Below are 14,773 nucleotides of genomic sequence, written 5' to 3'. Positions count from 1 at the left end.
TACAATTAAAATGAATTTAACTCTCGAACAAATTCAAGATTTTAAAGGTAAATATCCTCGCCAGATTTGGTCACTCTTTTTCTCTGAAATGTGGGAACGTTTCTGCTTCTACGGAATGCGCGGAATGCTCACTTTTTTTATGGTTTACGAATTATTAATGAAAAAAGATGATGCACAACTGCAATATGGAGCTACTCAAGCTTTTGTATACGCATTTACTTTCGTGGGCGGACTTTTTGCGGATAAAATCCTTGGTTTCAGGAAATCTCTATTTTGGGGAGGTTTACTGATGATAGTTGGGAGTTTAATTTTAGCAATAGATCCTCATCAGTTTTTCTTTTTGGGTATTTCTTTTACCGTTGTAGGAACAGGTTTTTTTAAACCTAACATTTCTTCCATGGTTGGACAATTGTATAAATCTAATGATAATAGAACAGACGCTGGTTTTTCATTGTTTTATGCAGGTATTAATATAGGAGCTTTTATTGGTGGATATATTTGTATTGCTGTAGGAAAAGGCGATATGTTTTCTAGCTTTATTCCAGAAGATAAAAGATGGAATTTTGCTTTTGGTTTTGCAGCTTTGGTAATGATAATAAGTTTAGTTAATTTTATTTTTACTCAAAGAAGTTTAGGACCTATTGGTTTACAACCTCAAAAATTAAATTCTGATGGTATTTATCAGCCTCTAGAAAAATGGAAAGAATACGGAACCTATATATTGACATTAGTTCTAGTTCCGGTAATCATGAAAATGGTTTCTGTTCCAGAATATACAGATTATTTTATGTGGACGATTGGTCCATTAACTTTGCTCTATCTTTTCTATGAAATGTCCAAAGTCACTCCTGCTGAAAGAAATAAATTGTGGGCAGCTTTGGTTTTTATTGTTTTCTCTATTCTTTTTTGGGGAATTTATGAGCAGAGTGGCGGTTCTTTGAGTATTTTTGCGGCGGAACATCTCGATAAAAAATTGCTTTTTTTTAATGCTGATCCTAATGGTATTAATAATTCTGGAGGTGCATTTTTTGTGATTATTTTTGCATTTGTTTTCAGTTTTATTTGGCTTTGGTTAAGCAAAAGAAAGATGGAGCCTAATACAATCATTAAATTTGGTTTAGGATTTATCTTTTTAGGATTAGGATATTATGTGCTTTTTGCGACTAAATTTTTTGCCACTCTTCAAGGGATAACTTCTCTGAATATTTTCACAATTGCTTTATTGGTTATTACCTTTGGTGAACTATGCTTATCGCCAATTGGTTTGTCTATTATGACGAAGCTTTCTTCCGAAAAACTACAAGGTGTAATGATGGGAACTTGGTTTTTGGCTTCAGCTTACGGACAATATGTCGCAGGAATTATTGGTGCAAATATGGCTTCAGCAAAGGAAGGGGCAACCAACTATGAAAAATTAATTACTTACACAGAAGGATATAAAGATTTAGGAATCTATGCTTTAGTGGCTGGTTTGGTACTGATTTTGATATCTCCTTTTGTGAAAAAATTAATGCAAGAGGTTCATTAACCACATAAAAACTACTGTATGAAAGCTACTTTATCGATGTTATTTCTTTGGGTGTTCAGTTTTTCCTTTTCACAAGTGAATTGGATGACGATGGAACAAGCGTTAACTGCTCAAAAAGCCAATCCAAAAAAGATTCTCATCGATTTTTATGCAGATTGGTGTGGACCGTGTAAATTGATGGATAAACAAACCTATTCACATCCTATTATTTCGAAATACATCAATGAAAATTTTTATGCTGTAAAATTCAATGCAGAAGGCAATCAGACGGTTAATTTTTACGACAGAGTTTTTACCAATCCTGATTTTGCTACCAAGGCAAAAAGCAAAAATGCAATGCACCAGTTCGCGAAGTTTATGAATGTCAATGGCTATCCAGCTTTGGTATTTTTAGACGAAAATGCTCAACCGATTACCAATTTGATGGGATATTTCTCTGCCAAAGAATTAGAACCTTATATCACTCTATTTTCTAAAGGCGAATATAAAAATATCAAAACCCGTGAACAATGGGAAAACTATCAGAAGAAGTTTAAATCTAAGATTAAAGAGTAATTTGAGTTATGGTTTTTGAAAAATCTTTGCGAAGAATTAAATAAAGAAGCAATCCACAGGATTTATGAATATTTTTATCAATAGGAACGGACTTTAGTCCGTTTTAGAAATCATAAAAATCAATTTGGCTTTAGCCAAAACAGAATAAAAAAGACTTTCATGATTAGAAGACTTTTTTCATTAAAAGTATAGTGAATTAAAATACCAAATAATCTATTTGATTTTTTTGATAACTTATATTTTAATAATTCTCCAATAAGGATTTTCATCAATAATCCATTTTACTAAATGCTCTGAGATATCGTAGTAAACTATGTTTATTTGCTTTTCTAATTTTAATAACTCATCACGTAGATTAATTATTAATCCAATATCACTTGGAGTTAAAAAATTTGGAAGAATCACAAAAATTTCATTGCAGTGTTCAAAAATTGAAAAATCTAAAGTTCCTTTTCTAAAATCGTCATAAGTTATTCTTAAATTACAAGGCGTAAGCGACTCAACATCTTCAGCTTTTCTTATTTTTGAGATTGAATAAATATTTTTATTATAATCTCTTTTGTAAGTTGTTACTAGATTACAATCGTTATTTTGAAATGTTTCTGCAGCAATAAATCCACCTCTTATTTTTTTAGATTCTAATAATTTTTTTGGATTAAATTCATTCCCATTATCGATTAAAATAATTTTATCTTCAAGAATTTCAAGTTCAATTTCTGTTGCAGATCCATGAATAAATGCATTTCTTGCTAATTCAATCAAATAGTCTCGAGTTATATTTTCTGATTTTTTACCCCAAGAAATTTCGGTGCAGCAATCTTTTAAAGTGTTTCCTATTATTTCTGTTTCATGACCTAAATTATTAAATGATATTTTATCAGTAATAAGATTTGAAAAGTTGTAAATTGAGATAGCATCTTCATATGTACATTTTCTTTCCTGCATAATTTTTGCTGTTTGTTCAGCAATTTCTTTCCATTTTAAAAGTATATCTGTTGTAAATCTTGATTCATCATCGTCAATTAATTTTCCATGATCATAACACATCCAAATTCCATTATTTGCGTGTGTTCTTTCTTCTATACTCATTTCAAAATTATATCTTCTAGAGCCTCTTCCAGGGGAAGCTGCATTTATATGGCAAGCCATCCCATTTTTTGATATACTTGTAGAACTTTCATTACTTGGACCTAAAGTGAGTTGACCACAACCTAAAAAACTGCATAAGTATCCAGCTCGAGAAGCGATTATTTTTTTTGTAGCTTCAGAGAAATCATCTCTTTCTGACATGTTTTATTGTTTTTATTTATTTATACTTCCAAAATTAAAAAATAATTCTAATTTTTTTAAGAATTTCCTTAATTTCACATTCCGAAAATCCTAAATTGTAATTTTGAATCTAGACACTTCCATAGAATTTATAAAAGGAATTGGTACAGAACGTGCCAAGTTGATTGCTAATGTCTTAGATATTAGAACGGTGGAAGATTTTCTGCATTTTTTTCCGATAAGATATTTGGATAAATCGAAAGTTTATAAAATTGCAGACATCAAGGAAGATAATTTGGAAATTCAACTCAAAGGTAGGATTACAGAATTGCAGGAAATCACTTATGCCAAAGGAAAAAAACGACTTTCTGGGAAATTTACAGACGGAACAGGAACACTAGATGTAGTTTGGTTTCAGTATTCTAATTGGATGAAAGAACAGATTCCCGTAAACCGAGAAATCTATATTTTTGGGAGAATTCAAGAGTTTAACCATAGTTTTTCTATGCCGCATCCAGAAATTGAATTAGAAGACAAGAAATCGGCAGAAGAAAGACTCAGACCTATTTATCCAAGTTCAGAAAAATTGACGAAACGTGGACTAAACCAGAAATTTTTTCAAACGGTTCAAGCCAACATCATTTCGCAGATTCCTCAGTTAATCGAAGAAAATTTGCCAGTTTCCCTCATGAAATCTCTGAAATTGATGAGTCGTCAACAAGCATATCTCAACATTCATTTTCCACAAAATGCAGATTTTGCAAAACATGCAGACAGAAGATTAAAATTTGAAGAAGCCTTCTTTTTTCAGTTGGGTTACGGTTTGAAAAAAAATTACAACAAAAGTTTTACCATTGGAAATCCTTTTCCGATAGTAGGCGAAAATTTCAACAATTTCTATGAAAATTTCCTTCCTTTTGAATTAACCAATGCCCAAAAAAGAGTGCTGAAAGAAATCAGAAATGATTTGAAAAAACCTATCCAAATGAACCGATTATTGCAAGGAGATGTAGGTTCTGGTAAAACGATGGTGGCCCTTTTGGCGATGCTTTTGGCGATGGATAATGGTTTCCAAAGTTGTATGATGGCGCCTACAGAAATTTTGGCAACTCAACATTTTAATTCGATTGCAGATTTATTGAAGGAAACAGATGTTAAAGTAAGATTACTCACCGGTTCTACCAAAACCGCCGAAAGAAAAATGATTCATGAAGAACTTTTAAATGGTGAACTTTCGATTTTAGTAGGAACTCATGCGGTTTTAGAAGATATTGTTCGGTTCAAAAATTTAGGATTAGCCATCATTGATGAACAGCATAGATTTGGAGTAGCGCAAAGAGCAAAACTTTGGGCTAAAAATAAAATTGCACCGCATATTTTGGTAATGACGGCTACACCTATTCCTAGAACTTTGGCAATGAGCTATTATTCTGATTTAGATGTTTCGGTAATTGATGAAATGCCTGTTGGTAGAAAACCCATTATCACAGCTCACCGAAGAGAAAAAGATAGAAATTCTGTTTATGGTTTTGCCAAAGAAGAAATTGCCAAAGGCAGACAAGTGTATTTTGTATATCCATTAATCGAGGAATCTGAAACGCTGGATTATAAAAATTTAATGGAAGGTTTTGAGCATATTTCAGAAATTTTTCCGCTTCCAGATTATAATACCACCATGCTTCACGGGAAAATGAAACCCGATGAAAAAGATGCAGCCATGAATTATTTTGCCAAAGGAAAAGCAGATATTATGGTCGCAACTACCGTAATAGAAGTGGGTGTAAATGTTCCGAATGCTTCAGTAATGGTGATAGAAAGTGCCGAAAGATTTGGGCTTTCACAGTTGCACCAGCTTCGTGGTAGAGTAGGAAGAGGAGCTGAACAAAGCTATTGTATTCTGATGACGGGTGATAAACTCTCCACAGAATCTAGAAAACGCATCAAAACCATGTGCGAAACCAATGACGGTTTTAAAATTTCTGAAGTAGACATGCAATTGCGCGGTCCTGGAGATATTCTGGGAACTCAACAAAGCGGAATGGTAGATTTTAAACGCCTGGATTTGGTAAATGATGGAAATATCATAAAAGCAGCAAAAGAAACCGTAGAACATTTGCTAAAAATAGACGGAAATCTACAGCTTCCAGAGCATCAAAGCCTTAGAAATTACTACGTTAAGCAGTACAAAGGCAAAAATAAATGGGGGAAAATCTCTTAATTTTTACTCTTAATTTTTGCTGGAGGTGGTGATGTATATACTTCTACTGTTTGAGTGCCTTCTGCTTTTTTTGTTTCTACCAAACCATTTAAGAATCGGTCTAATTCTGCTTTATTTTGGTCGAAATTTTTAGCAAAAGCATAACTGGTTAAAGAGCAATATCCATTGTCTGTAAGAAAAGCATACATTTGATATTCAAAATCAAGACCTTTAGTATTCGCAATGTATCTTAGGTAAAGAACTTTTAAACCATTTACAGTTCTGTATTCAGATTCTTTTAATTTAAAATAATCTGCTCTATTTTGGGTATTGATAATGATGAGATCTTTCAGATTTTTCAAACTTCCTACTTCTATATTTTCAGAGACTAACAATCCAAAAGTATTAGGATTTAAACTGTTTACAAAAGCATATTCTAAAACTGGAGTTTTAAAAGCATCGGTAATTTTCCAGATTTTAGGATTTACATAAACTCCCGCATTTACTTTTTTGCTTCGGTATAAAAATGTGGAAGCTTTATCTTTATTAAATGGAGTTTCATTGGTAGTGATGGTTTCTAGAACTTTTGCATCACTATCGTTAGCAAATTTCCAAGTTCCATTATCAAATAGAACCACTTCTTTTCCTTCGTCAGTTACAGCTTTGATTTGAGCTTCAACTTGATAGCTCAATAAAATTAGGGCAGTGATTATTAGTTTTTTCATAGGACTAATTTACAAAAAATCCTTTATTGAAGAACTATAAGAGTGGTTTTTTGAAAAAAAATGCCATGAATTTTGTCACGGCATTTTTAAAAATTGAGTTGAAATGTTTTAAAATTTTATCCTATCACAGAAACGCCAATTAATTTACCGATTCCGAAAGTGATTGCTGCAGCCAATAATCCGAAAATAACTTGTCTGAAACCTGAATACCAAATGCTCTTTCCTGTGAAAAGAGTAATGGCAGAACCTATTAAAAACAAACCAACGGAACTAGAAATAGCACTGGCAATAATTGCTGGAGTTCCTCCTAAAAAGAAAAACGGGAAAAGTGGTAAAATGGCTCCAATTGCAAATAATACGAATGAAGAAATTGCGGCTTCCATGGCAGAACCTTTCAGTTCTTCGGAGTTGATTCCTAATTCTTCTTTTACCAAAAATTGATGTGCAGAATCTTTGTCATTCATGAGTTCTGTTGCCATTTGTGCTGCTTGTTCCACAGGAATTCCTTTCGCTCTGTAAATCAATTCTATTTCTTTTAATTCTCCTTCGGGATTTACTTCTAATTCATCCATTTCCAGAGACATCTGGTTTTCGTATAATTCTTTGGAACTCTGTACCGAAATCCATTCTCCTAATGCCATAGACAATGAACCTGCTAAAAGCCCAGCTAAACCTGCGAGCAGTACTTCTTTTTGTCCGCTACTTGCTCCTGCAACTCCCATAATTAATGAAAAGTTGGAAATTAAACCGTCATTTCCTCCTAAAACAGCTGCTCTAAGTGCGTTTCCGCCAACAGAACGATGTCTTTTTTCAAAACGAGAAAGAGCATTTCCTCCAATTTTAGGATTGTTTTGAAGAATATTTTCTAAAATTTTCACGTGAGCTGTATCAGAAATAGATGCTTGAGTTTTTGTATTAACTCTGGCTTTTCCGATAGAGCTAGACAATGATTTTTCGGTATCCATTAAAACCCCTAAAACATAATCATAACCTAAAATTCCTCCAATTTTTTTAAGAATTTTTGCTCTTGTAGAAGGTTTCGGCATGTCTTTTTCCGTGAGTCCTACTTTCTGTAAAAATGCTACTGCGTGAGATTTTTCGATGGCAGACATTTGTAAAAAAATTTCTTTTACATTTTGGTCTTCTTCTTTCTCTGCTAATAAACCGTACAGAAAAGAAGCATCTACTTCGGTTTGGATGTTTTTTAAGTTCATTTTGTGGGTGTTTTGTGGTGTTATTCTTCTACATTTTTAAGTCCCATCAATAGATAATAAGCTCCTTTCGTTACAAATTTCTTGTTTTTAGCCTTTTCGTCAAGGTTCAAAATTTCTGTTCTCCCATTTTCCGAATTTCCTATGGTTACAGGAAACATTTTATAGGTTTTTGGTTGTATTTCTTCAAAAATATATTGTTTGCCTTCCCAAGTTACCACGGCATCATCAGGAACGGTATTTCCTGTTTCAGTTTTAGTTTCTACTTCTGCATTCATATATGTTCCAGGGATTAAACTCTTGTCATATTCCATAAAATGACAGAGAATAATTACAGATTTATCTGGCTGAAAATCTCTGCCAATTAAAATAACATTTGCAGCGTATTTTTTCTGTGGATTTTGGTTGGTATAGGCAAAGACTCTTTGGTTCAAAGCAATTTTATTCAAATCTTTTTCAAAAACCTTTAGTGCAAGATGAATATCTCCTGTGTTTACTACATCAAAAAGTCTTTCTGTAGGTGAAACATATTGTCCCATTTTTACATTCACACTAGAGATATAACCAGAAACAGGAGATGTAACCGCCACACTTCTTTTGATGTTTCCAGCGTTCAGATTATTCGGATTTATTCCAAGAGCTCTCAATTTTTCGGCCATTCCTCTCATCAAAATATTTTGATTTTGAGCTTCAGTTTGGGCGAGTTGCATCGCTTTATCTGATGCAGCTTTGCTTTGATTTAATTCACTTTGTCTAGCATAATCTTTTTGTGCGTAACCTAAATTAGACTTTGCCAAAAGATAATCTTGCTGCAACTGAACAATCTGTGGATCCTCTAAAACAGCTAAGGTTTCGCCTTTATCTACGTGCATTCCTGGCATATGACGAATAAAACGCACATAACCACCACTTGGTGCAGAAACGCTTGCTAAATTCTGTGGCGGAACATCTACAGATCCGTTGAGGATTATTTTTGCTGAAATATCTTCGTAATCTAAATTTCCTATTTCTATACCCGCATTTTTGATTTGGTTATCGTTCAGCGTAATTTGGTTTTCAGCGGCTAATACTTCAAATTCTTCTTTGGCAGTTTCTTCTTTTTTGCCACAAGAAAAGAGTAGAAGAGTTATCGTTATAATTGAAATTATTTTTTTCATTTTTGATTCATTTTTTGCTTAAAAAAATTAAAATTTTCATTTGATTAAGGATTATTCTCCTCCAATCATTTTAGAAACAATTCCTTTTTTGTTGGTCAATTCGGCAACGGTAATTCCTACAAAGTGAAGGACGATGAATCCTGGCATCCAATAAATGGCTAGTTTGTGAATTTCTTCGGCTTTTTCTAAAATATTTTCTCCTGCTAATTCAAATTTTAGCATCATACCTGTTGCAGCTTCTACCACCACTAAAAAGTAGAAAATAAAATAAATAGTCCCTTGGAATTTTTCTTTTCCAGAAGCCGTTTTAGAAAAAGGATTAGGGAATTTAATGCCTTTTACCAGCATATAAACTATCCTTAAAACAAAAGCAAAAACCAATACATAAGCAAAGTTAACGTGCCACTCAAACATTGGATTGATGATAGATTTTGCAATAGCACGAACGCTTTCTTCTGGTAATGCTAAACCTTTAGCGGCAAGTTCGTTATTGATAGCAGCAGAAATGGTTTTTCTGCCCATCCAATACATTCTTAAAAATCCAGTGGCTAATAATACGAACATTGAAATTGCGATAACCCAATGTATAATTCTATGTGTTGCGGTAAATTTTTTCATCTTTTAATTAATTATCGCTTTTCAGCGCGTTGATTTCTATAATAATGTCATTGAGTTCTTTTAATCGATCCGTGTATTTGTTTTCAATTTCAAATGCTTGATTCACTAAAAGAGTCCATTCTAAATAATTGATTTCTCCGTTATAATATTGGTTATTGGCGGTTTTTAAGATGCTTTCGCTGTTTGCCAAACCTGTTTTCTGATAGTAAGAAATCTCGTCCGTTAGTTTTTGATAAAGATTAAAGTTCTGTGTGTATTGATTTTTCAGTTGTAATGAACCTAGCTGATAATTATTTTCAGCGATTTGTTGGTTGATTTTCTGAGCTTCAATCACTGATTTCTGTGCTGAATTAAAAACAGGTAAACCTATTCCTACCATACCAGAGTGAAATCTTGCCGAACGTTCATAAAATTTATCATCTGCACCCGTTCCGTACATAGACATATTGTTGTACCCAATGTTAAAACTAGGAGTAAGCTTAGATTTTTCAGCCAAAAGTTTAGCGTTTTGAATGTTTTTTTCTTGTTCCAATTGTTTTAAAATAATTGGATTTCCTGAGAAATTTTCACCAAGATTGTTAATATCTAAAACAGTATATTTTTCTTTATCATTTTGGTAAAAAGTTCCATCATTGATGAGGAAATTAAATTTCTGCAAAGCAATTTCTCTGTCTTTTTCGAGTGCGTTGAGTTGCAGTTCTGCTTGACTTCTCAAGTTTTCGGCAGTCGCTTTTTCTAAGAGATTGCTTTCTCCTTTTTTCAGTCTAAGTTCAGCTCTTTTGTAATATTGAGAAAAGATGCTGTCTGCTTTTTTGAGCAGTTTTTTCTTCTCGTCTAGATATTTTAACTCATTGTAAATCAAAGAGATTTCTTTTTTGAGTTGCCATTTATGAACATCCAATTGTAACATAGAATTTTTATATTCTTCTGCTAAAACTTTCTTCTGACTGTTGTAAAATTTTGGCAATCTAATTGTTTGAGAAACCGAAAATTTATTGTCAACATAAGCTGAATTCATTTGTCCGATTTCTCCCGAAATCATCAATGGATCAATAACTGTAGCAGAACGTTGCATTTTTTCTTGATATTGTACCCTTAATGTTCCGTCCTTGATGGCTAAATTATTATCCAAAGCTTTATTGATAGCACTTTCTAACGAAATAGGAGTTTGTGAAAATCCTATTCCAAAAATTAGAAAAGTGAATATTTTTAAAAATTTTTCTTTCATTTTATTTGATTTATTTTTTACCACAGAGGTCACAGAGAAATTATTAGAGTTCACGGTGTTCTCCGTGAAATTCTTTGTGTCTCTGTGTTTAGATTTATAGTTGGTATCCATCTTCAGTATCTTCTATTTCTTGCAATTTTCTATTTTTTTCAGGGAAATGTGCCTCAAACCAAATGTACATTACTGGCAAAAGATAAAGCGTAAGATAAGTGGCCAACAATAAACCACCAATTACAACTGTAGCGAGTGGTCGCTGAACTTCTGCACCTTCACCTGTAGAAATTGCCATTGGCAAAAATCCTAGAGATGCTACAAAGGCAGTCATTAAAACAGGTCTTAATCTGGTTCTACCACCTATAATTACTGCAGTTTTTAAATCTGGTTGTATTGTTTTTTGGCGGTTAAATTCCGAAATAAGAACAATGCCATTTAAAACCGCAACCCCAAATAATGCGATGAAACCAACTCCCGCAGAAATACTGAAATTCATGTCTCTTAACCAGAGTGAGAGGATTCCTCCAATCGCGGAAAGTGGAATTGCAGAGAAGATGAGCAATCCGTATTTTACTGAATTAAATGCAAAATACAGCATCAATAAAATTAAAAATAAACTCACCGGAACGGCTATTGCTAAACGTGATTTTGCTTGTTGAAGATTTTCAAAAGTTCCACCATATTTTATAGAATAACCAGCAGGAAGTTTCAGTTGTTTTTCTACATTTTGTTGTAAATCTTCTACCGTAGATTGTATATCTCGGTTTCTTACATTAAATCCAACGATGATTCTTCGCTGAGCATTTTCACGCTGAATTTGGTTAATGCTTTCCTTTAATTCCACATTTGCAACTGTACTGAGTGGAATTTCGATTCCAGAAGGAGTAGAGATGAGTAGATTATTGACATCGTCTACATTTTTTCTTTGGTTTCCATCTAAACGAACCACCAAATCAAATTTCTTTTCTCCTTCGAATACAGAGCCTGTAGCTTGTCCTGCAAAAGCGGTATTCACGATATTATTTACATCACTTACATTGAGTCCAAATTGTGACATGGCTTCACGTTTGTAAGTAATTACAATCTGTGGCATTCCTGAAACGGGTTCTACATAAATATTTTGTGCGCCTTGTATTTTTTTAGAAATTTGACCTAATTTTTCAGCATAAACTTTTAAGGTGTCAAGATTTTCTCCAAAAATTTTACAAACTACATCTTGTCTTGCTCCTGTCATTAATTCGTTAAAACGCATTGCAACAGGATATTGGAAAGAGTAGGTAACGCCAATCATATTTTTCTTCAATTCTGCAGACATTTTTTCTGAGAGTTCATCATAAGTTGTTGCAGAAGTCCATTCAGCACGAGGTTTTAAGATAATCATCATATCACTAGCATCAATTGGCATAGGATCGGTTGGGATTTCGGAGCTTCCTGTTTTCCCTACAATTTTTTCAATTTCCGGGAATTTTTTCATTAAAATCTGTGATGACTTTTGAACAGCATCTGTAGAAGTTTTCAGATTACTGCCTGGTAGAACTCTGGTGTCTACTGCGAAATCTCCTTCAGGAAGACTTGGAATAAATTCTCCACCTAATCTGGTCATTATAAAAACGGCAAAGAAAAATACACCAACAATCCCGAAGAATATTAAGTTAGGAACTTTTAAAACTCTTTCTAATGATTTATCGTAGTTTTTCTCAATTTTTTCAATCATTTTATCCGAAATGGTCTTCTTATTGTCAATTTTTTTAGACAAAACAAGAGAGCTCATCATCGGGATATAAGTTAAAGAAAGAATAAATGCTCCCAATAATGCAAAAATTACAGTTTGCGCCATCGGAATAAACATTTTACCTTCTACACCTTCTAAAGTGAGAATTGGTAAGTAAACGATTAGGATAATGATTTGTCCAAACACCGCAGAATTCATCATTTTGCTAGAAGAAGTATAGACTTCGTCATCCATCATGGTTTGAGAAATGCTTTGATTTTGATAGATTTTCAAGTGTTGTAATCTATGCAAAACCGCTTCTACAATAATGACGGCTCCATCTACAATTAATCCGAAATCTAATGCGCCTAAACTCATTAAATTCCCTGAAACTCCAAAAATATTCATCATAATGATGGCAAAAAGCATGGAGAGCGGAATAACAGAAGCGACCAAAAATCCAGCACGCAGATTTCCGAGGAATAATACCAATACGAAAACTACAATTAGTGCACCTTCTAAAAGGTTTTTCTCAACTGTTCCGATGGCATTATTTACCATTTTGGTTCGGTCTAAGAATGCATCTATTTTTACGCCTTCTGGTAAAGTTTTTTGGATTTCTTCTATTCTTGTTTTTACTTTTTTAATGACTTCGTTTGAGTTTTCTCCTTTCATCATCATCACCACAGCTCCTGCAACTTCTCCTTGTCCGTTGTAAGTCATTGCGCCGTATCTGATGGCTTTTCCGTATTGTACGGTTCCAATATTTTTAATCAAAATTGGTGTTCCGTCTTCTAAATTTTTAACTACAGTGTTCTCAATATCTGTAATTTTTCCCATTAATCCTTCGGTTCTGATAAAAAGAACACTCGGACCTTTTTCTATATAAGCGCCTCCAGTATTTTGATTGTTTTTTTGTAATGCATCAAAAACTTCGGTCATGGTTACACCCATAGATTTCAGTTGAGAAGGATTTACGGCAACTTCATATTGCTTTAAATCTCCACCAAAACTCGCTACATCTGCAACTCCTTCCGTTCCTAATAATTGTCTGCGAACAATCCAATCTTGAATAGTTCTGAGTTGCATCGCATTGTAACGGTGTTCATAACCTTTTTTCGGACGAACTACATATTGATAAATTTCTCCTAAACCTGTAGAAATGGGTGCCATAGAAGGTGTTCCTAAACTGGTAGGAATATCTTTAGAAACTTGCTGAAGTCTTTCTGCAACTTGTTGACGTGCCCAATGTAAATCTACTTCATCTTTAAAAACGATAGTAATTACAGAAAGTCCGAAACGCGAAAAACTACGCATTTGTTTAATTCCTGCAATGTTATTATTGGCTTGTTCTAGCGGAAAAGTGATGAATCTTTCTACATCTGGTGCTCCCAAACTTGGGGAAACGGTAATAATCTGTACCTGATTGTCTGTAATATCAGGAACAGCATCTATAGGTAATTTTCTTACCTCAAATATTCCATAAATGATTAATCCAAGCGTGAATAAAGCGATAATCAGTTTATTCTTGATGGAAAATTCTATGATTTTGTTAAGCATTTTAATTTAATTTATAGAGTGAAACGTCTCAAAACCAAATAGTAATGAGTTTTCTATACCAATAAATTAAATCAGCTCTGGCGGTTGAAAAAATGAAAGTAAATGTGGATTGATAAAACTTTCAGTGTAATGAAAGTTCTGGTTTTTTTCTTCAAAAAACTTTTTAGTTTGAGCTAAATTTAACTCAAAAGATTTAGGTAAGTCTTGGATAGCAAAGCTGACTGAAGAAATTTCATGGGCTTTAAAAGGCAGTTTCATATCTTTTTCATAATCACTGTCTTTTTGGCTACCGCTTAAATAATGAAGCGCGATAAACCCAATAATACTGATGTTTTTATTTTCAGATTTATGTTCCTGATAATGTTCGATTAATGCAGGAATTTTCAATACTTCTTTTACCTCTGTAAAACTAAAGAGGTAAATTGTTAAGATAAATATTGAAAAATGTCTTTTCATCTGAATATTTCACAAAGTTAGTGAAAAAATTAATAGAGAATGTATATGAAGTGTTAAAGATATGATAATTTATGCATTCCATTCCATCAAGTAATCATCCATCACGAAGCCATTTCCAATGTCAAAAACACCTTCTTCATAGACTTTGAAGCCTTGAGAAAGATAAAAATGATAAGATGGATTTTGCTTATTTACGGCAAGGATAATTCTTTGGTCGCCCACTTCTAGAATTTGATTTTTAAGAAACTGAATGGCTTCTTTTCCTAGACCTTTTCCTTTTCCATCTTCGGTAATGTAGATTCTATGGAGTTTAGTAGTGTTTTGTTCATAATGATTTTCGAAGCCCATAATTCCATAGAAATTTTCTGCATCACCCAAAAGACAATAATGATAATTGGGATTATTAAATTGACTGGTGATTTCTTCTTCCGAATACATTAAATCCAGCATGAAATCTATTTGTTCAGGAGAAATAATTCCCGGATAGTGACTTCTCCAAGATTTTTCTGCTAAATCTTGAATTAAAGGAATGTCTTTTATTGTGGCTTTTGTAATCATAAAAAA

The 14,773-nt window shown here is 33.2% G+C and carries 12 protein-coding genes; 3 read left to right on the top strand and 9 right to left on the bottom strand.

Features of this window, described 5'->3' with window-relative positions:
• Positions 1–10 precede the first annotated feature (10 nt).
• Entirely contained in the window at positions 11–1,528 is a 1,518-nt protein-coding gene (locus KKQ76_RS07270) for a peptide MFS transporter (protein ID WP_213196545.1), read from the top strand.
• An 18-nt stretch (positions 1,529–1,546) separates the two neighbouring features.
• Positions 1,547–2,083 carry a thioredoxin family protein gene (locus KKQ76_RS07265; RefSeq protein ID WP_213196543.1) on the top strand — a complete coding sequence of 179 codons (537 nt, stop codon included), beginning with the start codon at positions 1,547–1,549 and terminating at the stop codon, positions 2,081–2,083.
• A 234-nt stretch (positions 2,084–2,317) separates the two neighbouring features.
• On the opposite strand, the gene KKQ76_RS07260 is transcribed toward KKQ76_RS07265, so the two are convergent.
• Positions 2,318–3,373, bottom strand: coding sequence for a hypothetical protein (locus tag KKQ76_RS07260; protein ID WP_213196541.1), 1,056 nt, complete (start codon positions 3,371–3,373; stop codon positions 2,318–2,320).
• Positions 3,374–3,476: 103 nt separating this feature from the next.
• On the opposite strand from KKQ76_RS07260, the gene recG reads away from it, so the two are divergent.
• The gene (gene recG / locus KKQ76_RS07255; RefSeq protein WP_213196539.1) at positions 3,477–5,570 is read left to right on the top strand and encodes an ATP-dependent DNA helicase RecG; all 2,094 of its coding nucleotides are present in this window, start codon (positions 3,477–3,479) and stop codon (positions 5,568–5,570) included.
• Here recG and KKQ76_RS07250 read toward each other — a convergent pair.
• From KKQ76_RS07250 to KKQ76_RS07215, 8 genes are all read right to left on the bottom strand, one after another.
• Complete coding sequence (locus KKQ76_RS07250; protein WP_213196537.1) at positions 5,567–6,274, bottom strand: hypothetical protein; 708 nt, start codon at positions 6,272–6,274, stop codon at positions 5,567–5,569. The genes recG and KKQ76_RS07250 overlap by 4 nt on opposite strands.
• A gap of 116 nt (positions 6,275–6,390) precedes the next feature.
• Positions 6,391–7,488 (bottom strand): VIT1/CCC1 transporter family protein, encoded by a 1,098-nt coding sequence (locus tag KKQ76_RS07245; protein ID WP_213196535.1) that lies wholly within the window; start codon positions 7,486–7,488, stop codon positions 6,391–6,393.
• A 20-nt stretch (positions 7,489–7,508) separates the two neighbouring features.
• Positions 7,509–8,642 carry an efflux RND transporter periplasmic adaptor subunit gene (locus KKQ76_RS07240; protein ID WP_213196533.1) on the bottom strand — a complete coding sequence of 378 codons (1,134 nt, stop codon included), beginning with the start codon at positions 8,640–8,642 and terminating at the stop codon, positions 7,509–7,511.
• A gap of 51 nt (positions 8,643–8,693) precedes the next feature.
• Positions 8,694–9,260, bottom strand: a complete 567-nt coding sequence (locus tag KKQ76_RS07235; protein WP_213196532.1) for a cytochrome b/b6 domain-containing protein — start codon at positions 9,258–9,260, stop codon at positions 8,694–8,696.
• A gap of 7 nt (positions 9,261–9,267) precedes the next feature.
• Entirely contained in the window at positions 9,268–10,599 is a 1,332-nt protein-coding gene (locus tag KKQ76_RS12835; RefSeq protein WP_246501361.1) for a TolC family protein, read from the bottom strand.
• Positions 10,583–13,753 carry an efflux RND transporter permease subunit gene (locus KKQ76_RS07225; RefSeq protein ID WP_213196530.1) on the bottom strand — a complete coding sequence of 1,057 codons (3,171 nt, stop codon included), beginning with the start codon at positions 13,751–13,753 and terminating at the stop codon, positions 10,583–10,585. The genes KKQ76_RS12835 and KKQ76_RS07225 overlap by 17 nt, the downstream gene beginning before the upstream one ends.
• A 66-nt stretch (positions 13,754–13,819) precedes the next feature.
• Positions 13,820–14,209: a hypothetical protein gene (locus KKQ76_RS07220; protein ID WP_213196528.1), complete on the bottom strand. Its 390-nt coding sequence runs from the start codon at positions 14,207–14,209 to the stop codon at positions 13,820–13,822.
• Between the two features lie 69 nt (positions 14,210–14,278).
• Positions 14,279–14,767 carry a GNAT family N-acetyltransferase gene (locus tag KKQ76_RS07215; protein WP_213196527.1) on the bottom strand — a complete coding sequence of 163 codons (489 nt, stop codon included), beginning with the start codon at positions 14,765–14,767 and terminating at the stop codon, positions 14,279–14,281.
• Positions 14,768–14,773 lie beyond the last annotated feature (6 nt).

This window comes from Cloacibacterium caeni (assembly GCF_907163105.1).
Taxonomy (GTDB): Bacteria; Bacteroidota; Bacteroidia; order Flavobacteriales; family Weeksellaceae; genus Cloacibacterium; species Cloacibacterium caeni_A.
The sequence above is the reverse complement of the archived record's forward strand: the minus strand, read 5'-3'. Positions and strand labels throughout refer to the sequence as shown.